This is a genomic window from Nocardiopsis endophytica, from assembly GCF_027706725.1.
Lineage (GTDB): Bacteria > Actinomycetota > Actinomycetes > Streptosporangiales > Streptosporangiaceae > Nocardiopsis_A > Nocardiopsis_A endophytica.
This window is the reverse complement of sequence record NZ_JAQFWQ010000003.1, coordinates 1-18,017: the sequence shown is the minus strand read 5'-3', so window position 1 is coordinate 18,017 and position 18,017 is coordinate 1. Positions and strand designations below refer to the sequence as shown.

Here is an 18,017-nt window from a genome sequence, read left to right as displayed (position 1 = left end):
AGCGCCCGCCATGAACGCGAACGCCCCTCGTCCCCCGGCCGCGCCGCCCGCCCGGACCGTGAGGAACCTGCCGCCCGGCAGGCGGGGCCGGGGAACCGCCCTGCTTCTGCCGTCGCTGCCAACCCCGGTGACCACGCACACGCCGGGCGGCCGACGGCGCTGCGGCGAGGGCCGCTGACCTGTGTCGTCGCCGCCCTCGCGACCTCCGACCCCGTCGGCCTGCCGCCCGGCTGGAGCCCGTGAGCGGGGTACCTGCCCTCCCGTTGTCCCTCTACCGTGCGGACGCCTGGTAATCGGCGTCGCTGCGCCTGGGCGTACCCTCTCCGCCCCGGTCGTCGGGACGTGTTCAGTCGGACCGGTTCGCGCTCGTGAGGTGGGCCTGGTCGTCGGCCTGGCAGGAGCGGCCGGTCAGCATATTGGTCGTGGCGCCGGTGATCACCGATTCGAGGCGGTTCCGGGTGTCCGCCAGGTCGTCGATGCGTTCGTCGATGCGGTCGCGTTCGGCGGCCAGGCGATCGAGCAGTTCAGGGGTGGCGCGGCCGTCCACCACGCACGGCATCAGCTCGACGATGGTCCGGCTCGACAGGCCCGCGGCGTACAGCCGCTGGATCAGCCGTACCCACGCGACCGCGTCCTCGGGGTAGCGGCGCTGCCCTCCCGCGCTGCGCTCGGCGGACAGCAGGCCCTGCTCCTCGTAGTACCGCAGGGCCCGGACACTGACCCCGGCCTTCTCGGCGAGTTCCCCGATGCGCATGCGATCCCTTCGCGACGTGTCCTCTATGACGTGCGGCACAAGTACTTGTATCTGACGTCGACGTCAGGTTCTAGCGTACGCGGTGTGGGGGCGGACGCCCCTTCGGAGCTGTGGCACAGCCGCACGCACGGATCGGAGACATCATGAGCACCACCCCGTACCCGGAAGCCGGCCCGGACCAGGTGAGCCGAGACACCGCCGACCCGGCCGCCTCCCCGGTGGTCTCGGTCAAGCCGGTCGTCCTGCCCGCCCCCGAGCGCGGCCAGGACCTGCATGTACGGGTGACCGCGCCGGTCACCGGCCGGGACCTGCCCATCGTCGTGTTCGCCCACGGGTTCGGCTCGGACCTGGACGGATACGCGCCCCTGACCGACCACTGGGCCGCCCACGGCTTCGCCGTACTCCAGGCCACCCACCTGGACTCCCGGCGGCTGGGCCTGCCCGCGGACGACCCCCGCAGGCCGCGGCTGTGGCGGTGGCGGGTCGACGACCTCAAGCGCATCCTCGACGGCCTCGACGTGCTGGAGGCGGCGGTCCCCGGGCTGGCAGGGCGCCTGGACCGCGGGCGCGTCGCGGCGGCCGGGCACTCCGTCGGCGGGCAGAGCGCCGGGGTCCTGCTGGGACTGCGCGTCACCGACCCGCAGACCGGGATCGCCGAGGACCTGTCCGACCCGCGGGTCTCGGCGGGCGTCCTGCTGGCCACGGCCGGCGCGGGCGGGGACCACCTGACCCCCGAGGCCGCACGCGACCTGCCCTGGCTGCGGGAGGTCGACTTCTCCCGCATGGCCGCCCCGGCCCTGGTGGTGGCCGGGGACGCGGACGAGCTCCCGGTGACGACCAGGGGGCCGGAGTGGACCGCCGAGCCCTACGCGCTCAGCCCCGGCGGCAAGGGCCTGCTCACCCTCTTCGGCGGCCGCCACCTGCTCGGCGGCATCTCCGGCTACGGGGCCGCCGAGACCACCGACGAGGACCCCGGGCGCGTCGCCCTCGTCCAGCGGGTCACCCTGGCCTTCCTCCGCCGGGCGCTGGGCGTCGACACGGTCGGCTGGGAGGCGGTGAAGGCGGAGCTGGCCGACGGCGTCCACCCGTCGGGGCGGCTCGAGACCAAGGGCGGGATCTGAACAGGGCGACACGAAGAAAGGCCCGGCGTCTGCCGGGCCCGTCCTCGTTGCGGCGCGTGTGCCGGGCGGTCCGCCCGGCCTCCTCGGCCGGTCAGCGTGCGCGGCGGCGCATCCGCTCGACGTCGAGGAGCACGACGGCCTTGGCCTCGATCCGCAGCCAGCCGCGGAGCGCGAACTCGGCCAGCGCCTTGTTCACGGTCTCGCGCGAGGCGCCGACCAGCTGGGCCAGCTCCTCCTGGGTGAGGTCGTGGTGCACGTGGAGGCCGTCCTCGCCCTCCTTGCCGAACTTGTCGGCCAGCTCCAGGAGCTGCTTGGCCACCCGGCCCGGCACGTCGGTGAAGACCAGGTCGCTCATCACGTCGTTGGTCCGGCGCAGCCGCGCGGCCAGCGCCTTGAGGAGCTGGAGCGACACGTGCGGCTGGCTCACGATGAAGGGGCGGAGGTCGTCGTGGCCCAGCCCGGCCAGCACGGTGTCGGTCACGGCCACCGCGCTCGCGGTGCGCGGCCGGGGGTCGAACAGCGACAGCTCGCCGAACATCTCGCCCGGACCCAGGACCGCCAGCAGGTTCTCCCGGCCGTCGACCGCCGAGCGGGTCAGCTTCACCTTGCCGCTCAGCACGACGTAGAGCCGGTCGCCCTCGTCGCCCTCGGAGAACAGGGTCTGGCCCCGGCCGAGGCGCACCTCGCTCACCGACGCGCGCAGCGCCGCGGCGCCCTCTTCGTCGAGTGCCTCGAAAAGAGGCGCCTTGCGCAGCACCTCGTTGGTCTCGTCCACCACTTCCTCCTTGCAACCTGACCGTCAACAGTGTGACGTATATCGCACCCGTGTGTGAAACCAGGTCGTTATCTCGGCTTGTCGTCCGGGTGATGCGACCAGCCCGTCACAGCCGACGTCAGCCCTCCCCGATAGTAGTCGCCGTGACCGCCCGGATCGTGCCGACACCGCCGTTCCCGTCGCATTGCGGACATAATCTGCGCCACCATGACGTGGGCGAACGGGTCCGGCCGCCCCCGCCCCCCGGCGGAGCGCGGCCCGGGTACGTACCCTTTGGGTGTGCCTGGTGATGCTTCCACGACCGCCCAGCCCGCGGCGGCGGCGCCCCCCGGGGCCCCGACGCCCACGGGGGAGACGCGCCTCGCCCTGGTCCGCCGGGCCCGACGGATGTACCGCGAACTCGTCCGCCTCTACCCCGACGCCCACTGCGAGCTGGACTTCGAGAACCCCCTCCAGCTGCTGGTCGCCACCGTGCTCTCCGCCCAGACCACGGACCGGCGGGTGAACGCGGTCACGCCGGGCCTGTTCGCGCGCTTCCCCACCGCCGCCGACCTCGCCGGGGCCGACCGCGTGGAGCTGGAGGGCATCCTGCGCCCCACCGGCTTCTACCGGGCCAAGGCCGACAACGTGATCCGTCTCGCCCAGGCGCTGTGCGAGCGGCACGGCGGCGAGGTCCCCGGCGACCAGGACGACCTGGTGAAGCTGCCCGGTGTCGGCCGCAAGACCGCGAACGTGGTGCTCGGCAACGCCTTCGGGGTGCCCGGGATCACCGTCGACACCCATTTCGGGCGGCTCGCCCGCCGCTTCGGCTGGACAGCCCAGACCGACCCCGTCCGCGCCGAGCGCGAGGTGGGGTCGCTGTTCGAACCCAAGGACTGGACCATGCTCTCGCACCGCGTCATCTGGCACGGGCGCCGCGTGTGCCACGCCCGCAAGCCCGCCTGCGGCGCGTGCGGCCTGGCCCGGATGTGCCCCGCCTTCGGGGAGGGCCCAACCGACCCCGACGCCGCCCGGTCCCTGCTGCGGGACGGACCGCGCGCATGACCGACCTCAGGACCGAACAGGTCGGCGCCCCCGCCCCCGACTGGCTGACCGCGCTGGCCGAGGCCGGCTCCCGGATGCCGGTCCCGCCGCTGCTGCGCCCGCCCGCCTCGGGCGGCCGCCGCGCCGCCGTGCTCATCCTCTTCGGCGCCGGCCCCGCCGGCCCCGAGGTACTGCTCATCCAGCGCAACGACGGGCTGCGCCGCCACTCCGGCCAGCCCGCCTTCCCCGGCGGCTCGTTCGAGGATGGCGACAGCACCCCCGAGGAGTGCGCCGTGCGCGAGGCCGTGGAGGAGACCGGGGTCGACCCCGCGGGGATCGACCCGGTGGGGCGCCTGCCCGAGCTCTACATCCGGCACAGCGGCTTCCGGGTGGCCCCGGTGCTGGCCTGGTGGCGCTCCCCGTCTCCGGTGCGCGCCGCCGACGCCGGGGAGGTGGCCTCGGCCGCCGCGGTCCCGGTGGCCGAGCTGGCCGACCCCGCCAACCGGGTGCGGGTGGAGGTCGCCGGGCGCGGCGCGGCCGGTCCGGGCTTCCGCGCGGGCGGGATGCTCGTGTGGGGGTTCACCGCCGGGGTGGTGGACGAGCTGCTGCGGCTCGGCGGCTGGGAGCGGCCCTGGCGGAGCGCGGCCACCGAAGTGGTCACGCTCGTGCCGCCGGGGTCGGCGATACCGTAACGGGATGGAAGGCATCGTGCTGGACGCGCTCTTGGTCGTCCTGGTGCTGCTCTTCGCGGGGTCCGGGTACCGGCAGGGGTTCATCGTCGGCGTGATGAGCTTCGCCGGATTCATCGGCGGCGGGGTGCTGGCGGCGCTGGGCGCGCCGCCGCTGATCCAGTCGATGGTCTCCGACCCCGGGCGGCAGGCGCTGCTCGCGATCGCGGTGGTCTTCCTGTCCGCGGCGATGGGCCAGTTCGTCGCCTCCTACCTGGGGGCCCTGGTGCGCAACCGGGTCACCTGGGACTCGGCGCGGGTGCTGGACGCCATGGGCGGGGCGGTGGTCAGCGGCGCCGCGGTGCTGCTGGTGGCCTGGCTGGTGGGCAGCGCGGTGGCGAACTCCTCGCTGCCGGTGGTCACCGGGCAGGTGCAGAACTCCCGGGTGCTGCACCAGGTCGACCGGGTGATGCCGCCGGCCGCCGACACCTGGTTCTCCACCTTCCGCAAGATCGTCGACCAGAGCGCGTTCCCGCAGGTGTTCAGCGGGCTGGGCACCGGCGAGCCCGCCGAGGTGGAGCCGCCCGACCCGGCGGTGCTCACCACCGAGGAGCTGCGCGAGTCCAGCCAGAGCATCGTGAAGGTGCTCGGCACCGCGCCCTCGTGCCGCCGCCGTGTGGAGGGGACCGGGTTCGCCTACGCGGGCGACCGCATCATGACCAACGCGCACGTGGTCGCCGGGGTGACCGAGGACCTGCGGGTGGTCACCCGCAACGGGCGCCAGCTCCCGGCGACGGTGGTGCTGTACGACCCGCAGCAGGACATCGCGGTGCTCGACGTGCCCGGGCTGGACCTGGACCCGCTGGACTTCGAGCACGAGGCCGCCAAGGGCGACGACGCGGTGGTGGCGGGCTTCCCCAAGAACAACGGGTTCACGGCGGTCCCGGCCCGGATCCGCGCCGAGCAGACCGCGCAGGGGCCCGACTTCTACCACTCCACGCAGGTGAGCCGGGAGATCTACCAGGTGCGCGCGCTGGTGCGGCCGGGCAATTCCGGCGGCCCGCTGCTGTCGGCCGACGGGACCGTGTACGGCGTGGTGTTCGCCGCCGCGACCAACGACGACGAGACGGGCTACGTGCTCACCGCCGACGAGGTCGCCGAGAACGCCCAGACGGGTCTGGAGGCGGACGAGCCGGTGTCCACCCAGCACTGCGACTGAGAGGGACGCGAGGGGCGGCGCAGGGGGCTGCGCTCACCAGGCGTCCTCTTCGTCGGACAGATCCTCGTCCCGAGGGCGCCGCGCGTCCTCGCGGGCGTGCCGGAGCCACGCCGCGCGTTCGGCCGCTCGGTCCTGAGCACGCTCGGCGGGACCGGGGCACATGCCTTGCGGCTCGTTCACATGTCGACGCTAGAGGAAAGGCGGGGAACCCGCGATGGAACTGACGGTTCTGGGGAGCGCGTCCCCCTATCCACGTCCCGGCAACCCGTGCTCGGGATACCTGGTGCGGCACAACGGCACGGCCCTGTGGATGGACGCCGGGCCGGGCACCCTCGCCGAGCTCCAGCGCCATGTCCGGCCCGACCGGTTGGACGGGATCTGGATCTCCCATCTGCACGCCGACCACGTGTCGGACCTGCTGACCGCCTACTACGCGCTGCTCTACGCCGACCTGGAGCCGTCGGGGCCCATCCCGCTGTACGGCCCGCCGGGCACGGCGGAGCGGCTGCGGCACTTCCTGTCCAACCAGGGCCCCAGTCCCGTGGAGAACGCGTTCGACGTGCACGAGCTGCACGACGGGCGCACCGACCGCATCGGCGGGCTCACCGTGCACTCACGTGCCGTCGAGCACGGCTTCCCGGCCTTCGGCGCGCGCATCGGCACCGGCGACGCGGGTGACGGCGTCCTGGCCTACTCCGGCGACACCGGCCCCTGCCCGGCCCTGGACGAGCTGGCCGAGGGGGCGTCGCTGCTGCTGTGCGAGGCCGACCTGGACACCCCCGCCGACGGCGAGGCCGTGCACCTGACACCGGAGCAGGCGGGCGAGAGCGCCCGCAAGGCGGGCGCCGGAAGGCTGGTGCTGACCCACGTAGGGCCCTCTCTGCGGCCCGAGGAGGCGGTCGCGAGGGCCCAGGCGGTCGTCGGTGGGCCGACGGCCTACGCGGCGCCTGGAGAGGCGTTCAGCGTCTCCTGAGGCGCACCGGGCCGCAGGGGCCGCCGGGGCGGTGGGGGAGCGGTGCGCCGTGACCGGCCGGCGCCGGCGGCGTCAGCCGTCCGCGCGGTGGATCTCCACCGACTCCAGCACCACGTCCTCCACCGGCTTGTCGGCGCCGTCGGTCTCCACCTGGGAGATGGCCTCGACCACCTCCTGCCCCTCGGTCACCTCGCCGAAGACGGTGTGGAGGCCGTTGAGGTGCTCGGCCGGGGCCGTCGTGATGAAGAACTGGGAGCCGTTGGTGTCCGGCCCCGAGTTGGCCATGGCGAGCAGCCCCGGCCGGTCGAACTCCAGGCCGGGGTCGATCTCGTCGTCGAAGGTGAACCCGGGGCCGCCGGTGCCGGTGCCCGTCGGGTCGCCCCCTTGGACCATGAACCCGGGGATCACCCGGTGGAACACCGTGCCGTCGTAGAACGCGCGCTCACCCGTCTCCGGGTTCTCCGCGAGCTCCCCCTCGGCGAGCCCGGCGAAGGTGAGCACCGTCTCCGGGGCGCTCTCGGGGAAGAACGCGACCTCCACGACGCCTTCGGAGGTGTGCAGGGTCGCGCCCTCGACGTCCTCGGCACCGTCGGCGGAGGCCCCGCCGGAACAGCCCGCGGCGGTGAGCACGGCGGCCGCGGCCAGCACGGCCGGCGCCGCGGCGCGGTGCCTCACGCCGCGGCCTCCAGGGGCCAGCTCATCCGGACGGCGGTCCCCTCGTCTCCGGGCTCGATGCGGACCTCGTCGGCCAGGCCGACGATGACCGCGAGCCCCACGTCGGGGGACAGGCCCGACACCCCGCCCGGCGGGGTGCTCTCCCCCGGGTACAGGCCGGTGCCGACGGGCTCGTGGTCGGTGGCGGCCGCGTCCGGCTCCTTGGCCGGGGCGCGGTCGGTGACGACCACCTCGAAGCGGCGGGCGGCGCCCGCGTGCCCGTTGGACGGGGCGGCGGTGCCGGCGGCCCGCTGGGCGGGGGCGCCGTCGGCGGAGCCGTCGATGAGCTCGACGGTGATCGGTCGCCCGGGGCAGTGCGCGCGGTGCGCCTCGACGGCGCGGGAGCACGCCTCCCCGACGGCGAGCCTGATCTCGTCGAGGGCGGACTCGGCGATGCCCGCCCGGCGCGCGACGGCCGTGGCCATCAGGCGGGCCGTGCGCACATGGGCGGGCAGCGCGCTGATCGTGAGCTGGACGAGAGCCATCTTCTCGCTCGTTTACGCAGCCGGTTACTTGGAGGCGCGTTTGTCGATGGCCTCCTGCACCGACTCATAGATGCCGAAGACCTTGGTCAGTCCCGTGATGCGGAAGATCTTGAGGATCCGCTCCTGGGTGCAGACCAGGTCGAGGGTGCCGTCGTGCGCCCGGACGCGCTTGAGGCCGCCCACGAGCACCCCGAGACCCGTCGAGTCGAGGAACTCCACCTTCTCCATGTTCACCACGAGGTGGAAGTTGCCCTTGTTGACCAGGTCGATCAGGAGCTCACGCAGCCGAGGCGCGGTATAGACGTCGATCTCACCTTCGACGACGACGATCTCCGTGTCGTCCTGGGTGTGGTGATCCAGCTTCAAGTCCACTAGTCCTCCAGCGCCGAACCGCGAAACCGCGAGTGATCTGTGCCGGGCGTTACCCCGCAGGGCGGCATTCAACCACGCTTTTCCCCCGGGCCTTCCGGCTTCCGCACGGAAAACCCGGACACCGCGCGTCTGTTCCCCCGGATGTCACACTGAAACCGGTGGCCGACGGCCGCCCGCGTGGTGCGAGGGCCGCCGAGGGAGGGTGTCGAGCGTGGGACCGTGGGAATCGACACTCCGGCGATCGTGGCGTGACCATACCCGGAACCCGCAGGTGACACATGTGGAGCGGCTGGCACGTGGCGACGGGGTAAGTGAAGACTGGCCGACATGGACACCGCCCTCCGTTCGGCGCGGGCTCGCCGAGTCGGGGATCACGGCGCCGTGGTCGCACCAGGTCGACGCCGCGAGCCGGGCGCGCTCCGGTAGCAACGTGATCATAGCGACCGGCACGGCGTCGGGGAAGTCGCTGGCCTTCCTGCTCCCGGCCGCCGAGGCGGTGGCCGACGGCGGCTCCGTGCTCTACATCGCACCGACCAAGGCGCTCGCCGCCGACCAGCTCCGCGGGGTGCGCGCGATCGCCCCGGACCTGCGCGCGGCCGTCTACGACGGCGACACCCCGGGCCAGGAGCGGTCCTGGATCCGCGCGCACGCCGACTACGTGCTCACCAACCCGGACATGCTGCACCACGCGGTGCTGCCCCGGCACGCCTCCTGGGCCTCGTTCCTGCGGCGGCTGCGCTACGTCGTCGTCGACGAGGCCCACCACTACCGGGGCGTGTTCGGCTCGCACGTGGCACAGATCATCCGTCGGCTGCGGCGGGTGTGCGCGCGTTACAAGGCCGAGCCCGTGTTCATTCTCGCGTCGGCCACCACCGGCACGCCCGCCGAGAGCGCGTCCCGGCTGGTGGGGGCAGAGGTCGAGGCGGTGGTGCGGGACGGCTCCCCGCGCCCGGCCGTCGACTTCGCCCTGGTCGAGCCCGAGCTGACCGAGCTGCGCGGCGAGCGCGGCGCCCCGGTGCGGCGCACCGCGACCGCCGAGGCCGCCGACACCCTGGCCGCGCTGGCCGCCCAGGGGGTGCGCACGCTCGCCTTCGTGCGGTCCCGGCAGGGGGCCGAGGCCGTGGCACTGGCCGCCCAGCGCACGCTGCGCGACGCCGACCGGCCCGACCTCGCCGAGCGGATCGCCGCCTACCGCGCCGGCTACCTGGCCGGGGACCGCCGCTCGCTTGAGGAGCGGCTGCGCACCGGCGACCTGCTCGGGCTGGCCACCACCAACGCGCTGGAGCTGGGGGTGGACATCACCGGGGTGGACGCGGTGCTGGTGGCGGGGTGGCCGGGCACCCGGGCCTCGCTGTGGCAGCAGGCGGGCCGGGCCGGGCGCCGCGGCGCCGACGCGCTCGCGGTGTTCATCGCGCGCGACGACCCGCTCGACACCTACCTGGTGCACCACCCGGCGTCCATCTTCGGGGCGTCGGTGGAGGCGACCGTGATCGACCCGGACAACCCGTACGTGCTGGGGCCGCACCTGTGCGCGGCCGCCGCGGAGGTGCCGCTCACCCGCGCGGACCTGGAGGTGTTCGGGCCGCGGGCCGGGGAGGCCGTGGAGGACCTGGTGCGCCGGGGGCTGCTGCGCGCGCGCCCGCGCGGGTGGTTCTGGACGCGGCGGGAGCGCGCGAGCGACCTGGCCGACATCCGGGGGTCGGGTGGGCCGCCGGTGCAGATCGTCGACTCGGGCAGCGGGCAGCTGCTGGGGACCATCGACGAGTCCGCGGCGCTGAACACCGTGCACGAGGGCGCCGTTTACCTGCACCAGGGGCGCAGCCACCTGGTGGAGGAGCTGGACCTGGAGGACGGGGTGGCGCTCGTGCACGAGGAGGACCCCGGCTATTCCACCTGGTCGCGGGAGGTCACCGAGATCGAGGTGCGCGCCACCCTGCGCAGCGCCGGCTGGGGGCCGCACACGGTGGAATTCGGCGACGTACGGGTGGGGCGGCAGGTGGTCGGCTACCTCAAGCGGGACGTGCGCTCCGGGACGGTGCTGGGGGAGCAGCCGCTCGACCTGCCGGAGCGGCCGCTGGACTCGCGGGCGGTGTGGTGGACCCTCGCGCCGGAGGCGGCCGAGCGGCTGCGCAAGGAGGACGTGGAGCTGCGCGGGGCGGCGCACGCGGCCGAGCACGCCGCGATCGGGCTGCTGCCGCTGTTCGCCACGTGCGACCGGTGGGACATCGGCGGGGTGTCCACGGCCGAGCACGCCGACACGGGGCGGCTGACGGTGTTCGTGTACGACGGGCACGAGGGCGGCGCGGGGTTCGCCGAGCGCGGCTTCGCGGCGGCGCGGGAGTGGCTGGCGGCGACGCGGGCGGCGATCGCGGACTGCGAGTGCGCGCGGGGGTGCCCGTCGTGCATCCAGTCGCCCAAGTGCGGGAACGGCAACGAGCCGTTGAGCAAGCCGGGGGCGCTGCGGCTGTTGGACGAACTGCTCGCCCACTCTCCACAGGGCGGTGCGCCGGAGCCCGGAGAGGCGGGGGAGGCGGCCGAGATCGGGCCGTGATGGGGATCGGTGAAACCCGTGGGCACACGCCTGCGGGGGCGGCTCCGGGGGAGTTTTCCACACCGTAATTCACAGCCTGTGGGTAATTCGCAGCGGTTATCCACAGGCGGGGGATTTCCCATTCCACAGCGGGGCGCGGGCGCCCACGATGGCCCCCACAGGCGCGGTCCCGGCAGGTGGCCGCGCGAGGTCCGCGCTTTGGAGGTCCACCGTGACCGCAATCCGCGGCGGCCCCGCCGGGGCCGTCTTCCGGTGTTCGCCCCCTGTTCCCCCGCCGTCCGTCCCGGGTGGGGTGCGCCTTCTTCCCAAGGGGAAGGGGGTGCGCCGCGGCGGCCCCGCGGCGGGTCCGCGTATCGGCGGCGACAGGGGAATGTCCACGGCCGAGTACGCGATCGGAACCGTTTCGGCGGTCGCGTTCGCCGCCGTTCTCTACGCAATTCTGACCAGTTCCGAAGTCCGCGAGACGCTGACCCGGATCGTCGTCGATGCGCTCCAGTCCGTGGGGTGAGGCCCGCCGAAACCCCCGCCCGGAAGGGAATCCGGGCGGGGGCGAGCGCTCCGCGCCCGACGCGGAACGCGGCATCGCGACCGCCGAGACCGCCGTCGCCCTGCCCGCCCTCGCCCTGGTGCTGGCGCTGTCCATCGCCGCGGTGAACGCGGTGGCCACCCACCTGGAGTGCGTGGACGCGGCCCGGGCGGGGGCACGGGCGCTGGCGCGCGGGGAGAGCGAGGCGGTGGTGCTCCGGGAGGCGTCACGGGCGGCCCCGGAGGAGGCGCGGGTCCGGGCGAGCCGCACCGGGGGCGAGGCGCGGGTGGAGGTTTCGGCCCCGGTCCGAATCATGCCCGGAATGCCCGCCCCCGTCCGGGCCGTGGCCACGGCGGCGACGCCCGTGGAACCGGGGGCGGCCCCATGAGCGGGTCGTCTCGCGCCCCTGCGCGGTGGAGCCTCCGTCCCGCGAGGCCGGTGCGGTGGATCCGGCGTCGGACCCGGCCGCGGACCCGGCCGCGCCCCGCCGTCGGGGCTCTGGTCGGCCCCCTGCCGCCGGGCGTCGCCCCCTCCCTGCGGGCGCCGTTGGAGCGGCCTGTGGACAGTGGGTCGGGGACGGTGTGGGTGCTGGTGGTGTGCGCCCTGGTGTGGACGGCGGCGGTCGCTGCGGTGATCGTCGGCGGCGCCCGCGTCGACCGGCACCACGCCGGGGCCGCCGCGGACCTGGCGGCCCTGGCCGGTGCACGTCGGGCGGCGGAGGGCGCGGACCGGTCCTGCGCCGCCGCGGCCCGGACGGCCAGGGCGAACGGGGCCCAAGTGGAGTCGTGCGCGACGGAGGGGCTGGAGGTCGTCGTGGAGGTGTCGGTCCCCGTGAGGACCTGGCCGACCCGTGCCCACGCCAGAGCGAGAGCGGGCCCGGTGGAGGCGAAGGCCTACGACTGACGGCGGTCGCGTCCCGTGACCCGAAGGCCGGACCCTGTCCGGCCTTCGGGAGTAGCGACCGGTGATGCGCCTTCCGGTGGGCGGACGATGGCCGGCCGCGGAGGGCGGTCACTTCCGCCGAGGGGTCCTCCGCTCCAGCGGACGCCGTCCTCTCGGTCCACGTCGCCCTCGTGGCGGTCGGCCCCGAGCGGGACCTCCAGAGGCGACGTCCCTGAGACCACGACGCAGTCCTCGGTGCTGCTCGACGAATGCCCGTCCACCCACGTCGCCCTCGTGGCGGTCGGCCCCGAGCGGGACCTCCAGAGGTGACATCCCTGAGATCACGACGCAGTCCTCGGTGCTGCTCGACGAATGCCCGTCCACAAGGCTCCGGTGCGCCTGTGGGCGGCGGACATGAGACCGAACGCCTGTGCCCCGTCGGGCGACGACGACCACCCGCTTCGCGAGGCGCGACGGCGCGCTCAGCATCGCCGAAGGACCACGAGCGGCCCGGGGGGCGTGCCTCCGAGGCCCCGACGAACGCATTCCTGTCCTCATCCTCGATCACGAAGGATCGCCATGGGTGCCCACTCCCGACCCCCGGAACGCCGTCCCGCCTCCCCCTCCTCCCGCAGGGTGCGACGGGTCGCCCTCCTGTCGGCCGGTGTCCTCCTCCTCGGCGGAGGGGCGTCGGCGGCCGAAGTGCTGCCCAGCCCGGCTCCCCCGTCGGACTCCTCGCCCGACGAGGTCACGGAGACGAGGGCGCCGGGAATCCTCCCCTCCCTCCCGTCGACCGGCCCCGTACCGCCGGATCTCCCGCTGCCCCCGCCTCCGCCGCCGCCCGTGCGGCCGGTCGTGCCGGACGCCCCCGCGCCCCCTGAAGCCCCCGACACCGGCACGGCGGGCGACGGCCGGCAGTCGGCCCCGCCTCCCTCGCCGCGCCCGTCCCCGACCCGGTCGCCCTCCCCGACGCCCGTCCCTTCCGTGTCCCCGAGCCCGTCCCCCTCGCCCTCGCCGTCGGCGAGCGCCACTGCGACGACGCCCGGTTCCGGTCCGTCCGACGCGTCCGGCCCGGCACCCGAGCCCGAGGTCGCCTTCGGATACACCCCTTCCGAACCGGCGTCCGACGCGCGCCCGCTGAGCACGGCCGCGGCCTGGCTGCTCCCGCTCCTCGCGGTGGCGGCCCTGGCACTGCGCCTCAGCGTGGGCTGGCCCCGCTTCCCGCCCCGCTACCGGGGGCGGCGCCGGGTCGCCCGCGACGCCCCTATGGGCCCGTGAGGCCGCCGACGAGGGAGGCCACCAGCGGTACCACCCCGATCAGTACGAACGCGGGGAGGAAGCACAGGCCCAGCGGCGCGACCACCAGCACCGCCGTGCGCTGGGTGCGGGCGAGGGCGCGCCCGTGGGCCGCTCGTCGCGCCTCGGCGGCGTGGTGGGCGACGAGGTCGCCGACGGGGGCGCCGGTCTCCGCGGCGCGGGTGAGGGTGCGCCCGAGGGCGGCCAGCTCGGGAGGACCGCCGACCGACCGCCACGCGCGTTCCGGCGCGGCGCCGAGGCGCTGCCGTTCGGCCACCTCGGCCAGGGCCTCGCCCAGCGGCCCGCCGATGGAGTGGGACAGGGCGGACAGGACGTGGCCGGTCTCCCCGCCGGCGCGGACCCCGGCGACCAGGAGGTCGAGCGCCAGGGGGAGACCGGCGGCGATCCTGGCCTCCCGCTCCCTGTCCTGGGCGCCCGCGACCCGGCGCAGTCCCAGCCACAGCAGGGCGCCCATCGGCGCGCCGAAGAGGAGGGCGGGGCCGGGGCCGACCGTGAGGCCGAGCGCGAGCACCGGCGCGAGGACGACCCCGGCCGTTCCCAGGCGGCCGATGCCCCGGCCCGGGGCGCGGTCCGGAGCGGGGTCCGCCGTTCCGGGCGGGGGAAGGAGGGCCTCCAACCGCAGCCGCGCCACGGAGGGGCCGGGGAACAGCAGCAGGCGGACGGCGTAGGTCCCGAAGACGACTACGACCGTGCCGAGGACGGTGGTCATTCCCCCTCCAAGGCGGAGACGGCCTTGCGGACCATGCCGTTGGTCCACCACAGGCCCAGCGCGTCCAGCAGCACACCGCCGGCGAGGCACGCCAGGCCCACGGGTGTGGTGAACAGGAACACGATCGGTCCGGTGCCCATCGCCGCGGACAGGCCGAGCCCGGCCGCGGGGAGGATCGCGAGCAGGACGGCGGTCGTGCGTGGGCCCGCCAACTGGGCGGTGAGCTCACGGCGCCGTTCCTCCTCCTGGGAAAGGGAGGCGGCCAACCGCTCGGACACCTCGGCCAGCCCGGCCCCGGAGCGGGAGGCCACCGCCCAGCACGCGGCCAGGTGGGACAGCCCGGCCATTCCGGGGGCGGTTCCGGCACGGCGAAGGGCCTCGGCCGGGTCGGCCCCGCTCCGCGCGGCGGCGGCGACGGGGGCCAGGGCGTCGGCGCCCGCCTCGACGGCTTCGGCGGCCGAGCGCTCCAACGCGGCGGTCGGGGGCCGACCGGCCCGCAGCTCGGAGGCGAACGCGCGGCACACGGCGATGGCCGTCTCCCGCCCGTGGGCGCGTGCCCGCCCGAGGAGCCGATCAATGAGCGCACGGAGGAGCCGGAGCGCGGAGGCGTGGGGGCGCGGCCCATCCCCAGGCGTGTGGAGAACCGCCATCAGGCGAACATGCGCGGGCGACGGCACGAGCGCCATGGCGACAGCACCGGCACTCCCGAGAACCATGAGCCCCACCCCGACCTCGACCAGGGGAAGACCGTCCACCGGACCTCCTTCACAGACGCCCCACAACCGTGTTGGTCTCGGGAAATGTGCCTCCAAGGGTCCGCGTGGATGGGTGGGCGGGCCGCAGGGGTCGAGCCTCGCTGGCTCCGCCGTTGAGCGCCGTGCCTGCGTCGTTGGTCTCGGGAAATGTGCCTCCAAGGGTCCGCGTGGATGGGTGGGCGGGTCGCAGGGGTCGAGCCTCGCCGACTCCGCCGTCGAGCGCCGTTCCCGCCGTTGGTCTCGGGAAATGCGCTCCTGAAAGCGGCCCGGTAGCGTCGGTTCTCCCGAGTTCAACGAGGCGGGCACTTCCACTCGGTGCCGACGCGGGCGGCCAGGTCCGCATGGGCCTCGCCCTCCTCCGGTGGGCCCTGCCTCGGGAACAGCACCGCGGGGACCGCCCGCACCAGGCCGTCCCCGCTCCTCCTCAACACGCACACCTGCGCCGGTCTCCGCATCCCGTCCTCCCCGCGCACCATGTGGACGGCCACGGCCCCCGTCGCCGCGAGCTGGCTGTGCGCAGCCTCCCTCGTCAGGCCCGCCGCGCAGGCCAGCGCCTCGATCCGGGCGGGCAGCTCCTCCGCCGCGTTGGCGTGCACCGTCCCCGAGCCCCCTTCGTGGCCGGTGTTCAAGGCCGCGAGCAAGGACACCACCTCGGCCCCGCGCACCTCGCCCACCACCAGGCGGTCCGGGCGCATCCGCAGCGCCTGGCGCACCAGCTGCGGCAGGTCCACCTCGCCGGTGCCCTCGATGTTCGGCGGCCTGGCCTGCAGCCGCACAACGTGCGGGTGGCGCGGCCGCAGCTCCGCCGAGTCCTCCACCAGGACCAGCCGCTCACCCGGCCCCGCCAGCGACAGCAGCGCCGACAGCAGCGTCGTCTTGCCTGTCCCCGTCCCGCCGGTCAGCAGCAGCGGCACCCGCGCGTGCACCAGCGCCTCCAGCAGCCGCACCGCCTGCGCCGACAGCGACCCCCGCCGCTCCAACTCGGCCAGGTCCAGTCCGCCGCGCGGCGGCAGCCGCAGCGACAGGCACGCCCCCTCCGGGGCCACCGGCGGCAGCACCGCGTGCAGCCGCGCCCCCGACGGCAGTCGGGCGTCGCACCACGGCGCCGCCGCGTCCAGCCTGCGCCCCGCCTGGGCGGCCAGCCGCCGGGCCAGCGCCCGCACCTGCTCCTCGCCCGCGAACCGCACCCGGGTGGCCCGGCGCAGCCCCTCCGGCCCGTCCACCCACACCTCCTCGGGCCCGTTCACGAGGATGTCGGTCACGTCCGGGTCGGCCATCAGCGGCTCCAACGGCCCCGTCCCGGACAGTTCGGCGCTGAGCACCCGCACCACCGCCAGCAGCTCGGCGTCGCCCAGCACCGCCCCCTCCGCGCGCACCGCCGCCGCGACGCGGGACGGGGACGGTGCGTCGCCGTCGCGCACCAGGCGCGCCCGCACGGACTCCAGCAGAGCGGTGTCGGGGCGGGTCACGACGCCTCCACGGCGGGCGCGCGATCCGGGGCGCGCACGGACTCCAGAAGTCGGCCGGCGGCCCTGGCTAGCGGGGAGGAGCGGTCGGCGCCGGGCAGGCCGCCCCGCTCCAGCGCCTTCCTCACACGCGGGTCCTCGGGCACGTTCCCCGCGAGCTCCAGGCCGAGGGTCGCCGCCACCGTCGCCCCGGGGAGGCCGGGACCCGCGCCCCGGGTCACCAGGCGCAGCACCGAGGTGTGCGTCCGAAGCCGGGGGATGAGCCGGTGGGCCGCCATCACCGAGCAGAAGTCGGCGGGCACCACCACCAGCACCGCGGTGCACCGCCGCAGCGCCTCCACCGCACCCGGGCCGGGGGCGCGCGGGGCGTCGACCACCACCAGGTCGCCGCCGAGCGCCGCCGCGCCCAGGACCGCGCGCAGTGCCGGGGCGGGCACCTCCTCGGCCGGGCCGCTGTCCCAGGTCACCACCGGGCACCCGCGCACCCGCGGCAGCACGCCGCTCAGGGCGGGCCAGCTCATCCGTCCCTCGCGGGCGAGCAGGTCGCCCCACCGGGTGCCGCCCAGTCCGTCGGCGCCGCAGAGCAGGTCCAGCCCGGGGCCGAGCGGGTCGGCGTCGACGAGGGCGGTGCGCAGTCCCGCCCGCACACCCGCCATGGCCAGCGCAGCCGCGAGCACGCTGGCTCCGGCCCCGCCGCGTCCGCCGACCGCGGCCACCACCGGGCACGGGCCCAGACGCTCCCGCCCGGCGTCGGCCAGCAGGTCGGTCAGCCGCGCCTCGTCACCGGGCAGCCGCAGCAGCGCCCGGACCCCGGCGCGCAGCGCGTCGGGCTCGGGCGCGGGGGAGTCCGTGGGCAGGGGGCCGACGGCGGCCAGGGCGTGCGGGTGCGGCGGCGGCTCCAGGTCGGCGACGGACCGCAGCAGGTCGCCGCCGACGACGACCAGCGGGGCCCGCGCCCAGTCGCGCAGCGCCGCACCGGCGGAGGCGGCGACGTCCACCTCGACGGAGGCGGCGGCCGCAAGCCGCAGCAGGTCGTCCAGCAGCTCGGGATCGTCGGTGGCCAGCAGAGGGCGGGCACGTTCCATACGACCGACGATCACCCGCCCGGGAGCGTGGCGGTAGGGGGTCCACCCCGCCTGTGGACAGCCACGCGGCCCCCGCTGATCAGGAAGGAGTCCGCTGAACCGCGCTCTCGACCTTCGGTTCCTCCGCGTGCGGGCGTGCGGGCGTGCGGCACGGCAGTGTGCGTGGCGTGGCTGGATGGGCGGCTGAACAGGTACCCCGCTCAAGGGCCCCGGCCGGGCGCCGGACCGTCGGGTGTGGGGGTGAGGGCAGCGACGAGGAGAGGTCGGCGGCCCACTCCGCAGCGCTGCCGGGTACGGCGCGTGTGCGTGGTCACCGGAGATGGCGGCGACGGCGAGAGCGGGGCGGTTCCCGGGCCCTGCCTGCCGTCCGGCAGGTTCCTCGCGGTCCGGGTGGGCGGCGCGGTGGGCGGGGTGCGCGGTCGCCCGCGCTCGTGGCGGCCGCCGCCCCGGTGCGCCCCTTCCTGGCGATGATCTCGACAGAGGTGCTGTCATTCCGGCCGTTTTGACAGCACCTTCGTCGAGATCATCGCCGAAGGGGGCGAGCGAGGGGGCGCGGGGGCATCCAGCGTCGTGAAACCGACGCCTGATCAGCCAAAAAGCGTCGATTCCACGACGCAGGATG

The 18,017-nt window shown here is 75.3% G+C and carries 20 protein-coding genes; 10 read left to right on the top strand and 10 right to left on the bottom strand.

Translation table 11 applies throughout. The features are described 5' to 3' along the window. Window positions 1–346 precede the first annotated feature (346 nt). Complete coding sequence (locus O4J56_RS01525) at window positions 347–754, bottom strand: MerR family transcriptional regulator (RefSeq protein ID WP_270683215.1); 408 nt, start codon at window positions 752–754, stop codon at window positions 347–349. 143 nt (window positions 755–897) lie between these two features. On the opposite strand from O4J56_RS01525, the gene O4J56_RS01520 reads away from it, so the two are divergent. After that, a complete protein-coding gene (locus O4J56_RS01520; protein WP_270683214.1) occupies window positions 898–1,875 on the top strand; it encodes an alpha/beta hydrolase family protein in 978 nt (325 codons plus the stop codon). Between the two features lie 91 nt (window positions 1,876–1,966). Here O4J56_RS01520 and O4J56_RS01515 read toward each other — a convergent pair whose 3' ends face one another. Then, the gene (locus tag O4J56_RS01515) at window positions 1,967–2,650 is read right to left on the bottom strand and encodes a Crp/Fnr family transcriptional regulator (RefSeq protein ID WP_017625912.1); all 684 of its coding nucleotides are present in this window, start codon (window positions 2,648–2,650) and stop codon (window positions 1,967–1,969) included. A gap of 387 nt (window positions 2,651–3,037) precedes the next feature. Here O4J56_RS01515 and nth point away from each other — a divergent pair, with 387 nt between their 5' ends. From nth to O4J56_RS01500, 3 genes are read left to right on the top strand one after another with little or no spacing between them, the layout of a single operon-like run. Next, window positions 3,038–3,694, top strand: a complete 657-nt coding sequence (gene nth / locus O4J56_RS01510) for an endonuclease III (RefSeq protein ID WP_270683323.1) — start codon at window positions 3,038–3,040, stop codon at window positions 3,692–3,694. Beyond that, entirely contained in the window at window positions 3,691–4,365 is a 675-nt protein-coding gene (locus O4J56_RS01505) for an NUDIX hydrolase (RefSeq protein WP_270683213.1), read from the top strand. The genes nth and O4J56_RS01505 overlap by 4 nt, the downstream gene beginning before the upstream one ends. A gap of 16 nt (window positions 4,366–4,381) precedes the next feature. After that, complete coding sequence (locus O4J56_RS01500) at window positions 4,382–5,560, top strand: MarP family serine protease (protein WP_270683322.1); 1,179 nt, start codon at window positions 4,382–4,384, stop codon at window positions 5,558–5,560. A 33-nt stretch (window positions 5,561–5,593) separates the two neighbouring features. Here O4J56_RS01500 and O4J56_RS01495 read toward each other — a convergent pair whose 3' ends face one another. Next, window positions 5,594–5,740, bottom strand: a complete 147-nt coding sequence (locus O4J56_RS01495) for a hypothetical protein (RefSeq protein WP_270683212.1) — start codon at window positions 5,738–5,740, stop codon at window positions 5,594–5,596. 34 nt (window positions 5,741–5,774) lie between these two features. On the opposite strand from O4J56_RS01495, the gene O4J56_RS01490 reads away from it, so the two are divergent. Beyond that, window positions 5,775–6,533 carry an MBL fold metallo-hydrolase gene (locus tag O4J56_RS01490; protein WP_270683211.1) on the top strand — a complete coding sequence of 253 codons (759 nt, stop codon included), beginning with the start codon at window positions 5,775–5,777 and terminating at the stop codon, window positions 6,531–6,533. 72 nt (window positions 6,534–6,605) lie between these two features. Here the strand turns inward: O4J56_RS01490 and O4J56_RS01485 are convergent, their stop codons facing one another. The 3 genes from O4J56_RS01485 to O4J56_RS01475 are packed head-to-tail and all read right to left on the bottom strand — an operon-like array spanning window position 6,606 to window position 8,104. Beyond that, window positions 6,606–7,208: a peptidylprolyl isomerase gene (locus tag O4J56_RS01485; protein ID WP_270683210.1), complete on the bottom strand. Its 603-nt coding sequence runs from the start codon at window positions 7,206–7,208 to the stop codon at window positions 6,606–6,608. Then, complete coding sequence (locus tag O4J56_RS01480; protein ID WP_270683209.1) at window positions 7,205–7,732, bottom strand: ATP-binding protein; 528 nt, start codon at window positions 7,730–7,732, stop codon at window positions 7,205–7,207. The genes O4J56_RS01485 and O4J56_RS01480 overlap by 4 nt, the downstream gene beginning before the upstream one ends. 24 nt (window positions 7,733–7,756) lie before the next feature. Further along, a complete protein-coding gene (locus O4J56_RS01475) occupies window positions 7,757–8,104 on the bottom strand; it encodes an STAS domain-containing protein (RefSeq protein ID WP_020380481.1) in 348 nt (115 codons plus the stop codon). Between the two features lie 271 nt (window positions 8,105–8,375). On the opposite strand from O4J56_RS01475, the gene O4J56_RS01470 reads away from it, so the two are divergent. The 5 genes from O4J56_RS01470 to O4J56_RS01450 all read left to right on the top strand — a co-directional run bounded on the left by O4J56_RS01470 (window position 8,376) and on the right by O4J56_RS01450 (window position 13,341). After that, on the top strand, window positions 8,376–10,655 hold the full coding sequence (locus O4J56_RS01470; RefSeq protein WP_270683208.1) for a DEAD/DEAH box helicase: 2,280 nt from the start codon (window positions 8,376–8,378) through the stop codon (window positions 10,653–10,655). Window positions 10,656–11,025: 370 nt separating this feature from the next. Then, the gene (locus tag O4J56_RS01465) at window positions 11,026–11,163 is read left to right on the top strand and encodes a DUF4244 domain-containing protein (protein ID WP_017558890.1); all 138 of its coding nucleotides are present in this window, start codon (window positions 11,026–11,028) and stop codon (window positions 11,161–11,163) included. Continuing rightward, window positions 11,141–11,569 (top strand): TadE family type IV pilus minor pilin, encoded by a 429-nt coding sequence (locus O4J56_RS01460; protein ID WP_270683207.1) that lies wholly within the window; start codon window positions 11,141–11,143, stop codon window positions 11,567–11,569. The genes O4J56_RS01465 and O4J56_RS01460 overlap by 23 nt, the downstream gene beginning before the upstream one ends. Window positions 11,570–11,739: 170 nt before the next feature. Next, window positions 11,740–12,084 carry an Rv3654c family TadE-like protein gene (locus tag O4J56_RS01455; protein WP_270683206.1) on the top strand — a complete coding sequence of 115 codons (345 nt, stop codon included), beginning with the start codon at window positions 11,740–11,742 and terminating at the stop codon, window positions 12,082–12,084. A 963-nt stretch (window positions 12,085–13,047) separates the two neighbouring features. Next, the gene (locus tag O4J56_RS01450; RefSeq protein WP_270683205.1) at window positions 13,048–13,341 is read left to right on the top strand and encodes a hypothetical protein; all 294 of its coding nucleotides are present in this window, start codon (window positions 13,048–13,050) and stop codon (window positions 13,339–13,341) included. On the opposite strand, the gene O4J56_RS01445 is transcribed toward O4J56_RS01450, so the two are convergent. The 4 genes from O4J56_RS01445 to ssd form a co-directional block, all read right to left on the bottom strand. Next, on the bottom strand, window positions 13,328–14,089 hold the full coding sequence (locus tag O4J56_RS01445; protein WP_270683204.1) for a type II secretion system F family protein: 762 nt from the start codon (window positions 14,087–14,089) through the stop codon (window positions 13,328–13,330). The two genes, O4J56_RS01450 and O4J56_RS01445, sit on opposite strands and share 14 nt — an antisense overlap. Next, complete coding sequence (locus O4J56_RS01440) at window positions 14,086–14,739, bottom strand: type II secretion system F family protein (protein WP_270683203.1); 654 nt, start codon at window positions 14,737–14,739, stop codon at window positions 14,086–14,088. Before O4J56_RS01440 ends, O4J56_RS01445 begins: the two co-directional genes overlap by 4 nt. A 395-nt stretch (window positions 14,740–15,134) precedes the next feature. Next, the gene (locus tag O4J56_RS01435) at window positions 15,135–16,313 is read right to left on the bottom strand and encodes a TadA family conjugal transfer-associated ATPase (protein ID WP_270683202.1); all 1,179 of its coding nucleotides are present in this window, start codon (window positions 16,311–16,313) and stop codon (window positions 15,135–15,137) included. Continuing rightward, entirely contained in the window at window positions 16,310–17,395 is a 1,086-nt protein-coding gene (gene ssd, locus O4J56_RS01430) for a septum site-determining protein Ssd (protein WP_270683201.1), read from the bottom strand. The genes O4J56_RS01435 and ssd overlap by 4 nt, the downstream gene beginning before the upstream one ends. Between the last annotated feature and the right edge of the window lie 622 nt (window positions 17,396–18,017).

Bases quoted from the DNA above. Each gene is read 5' to 3' on its own strand.
- O4J56_RS01460 (WP_270683207.1), top strand. From the start codon at position 11,141: ATGCGCTCCAGTCCGTGGGGTGAGGCCCGCCGAAACCCCCGCCCGGAA.
- O4J56_RS01520 (WP_270683214.1), top strand. From the start codon at position 898: ATGAGCACCACCCCGTACCCGGAAGCCGGCCCGGACCAGGTGAGCCGA.
- ssd (WP_270683201.1), bottom strand. From the start codon at position 17,395: ATGGAACGTGCCCGCCCTCTGCTGGCCACCGACGATCCCGAGCTGCTG.
- O4J56_RS01480 (WP_270683209.1), bottom strand. From the start codon at position 7,732: ATGGCTCTCGTCCAGCTCACGATCAGCGCGCTGCCCGCCCATGTGCGC.
- nth (WP_270683323.1), top strand. From the start codon at position 3,038: ATGTACCGCGAACTCGTCCGCCTCTACCCCGACGCCCACTGCGAGCTG.
- O4J56_RS01490 (WP_270683211.1), top strand. From the start codon at position 5,775: ATGGAACTGACGGTTCTGGGGAGCGCGTCCCCCTATCCACGTCCCGGC.
- O4J56_RS01440 (WP_270683203.1), bottom strand. From the start codon at position 14,739: ATGGCGGTTCTCCACACGCCTGGGGATGGGCCGCGCCCCCACGCCTCC.
- O4J56_RS01505 (WP_270683213.1), top strand. From the start codon at position 3,691: ATGACCGACCTCAGGACCGAACAGGTCGGCGCCCCCGCCCCCGACTGG.
- O4J56_RS01465 (WP_017558890.1), top strand. From the start codon at position 11,026: ATGTCCACGGCCGAGTACGCGATCGGAACCGTTTCGGCGGTCGCGTTC.
- O4J56_RS01525 (WP_270683215.1), bottom strand. From the start codon at position 754: ATGCGCATCGGGGAACTCGCCGAGAAGGCCGGGGTCAGTGTCCGGGCC.
- O4J56_RS01445 (WP_270683204.1), bottom strand. From the start codon at position 14,089: ATGACCACCGTCCTCGGCACGGTCGTAGTCGTCTTCGGGACCTACGCC.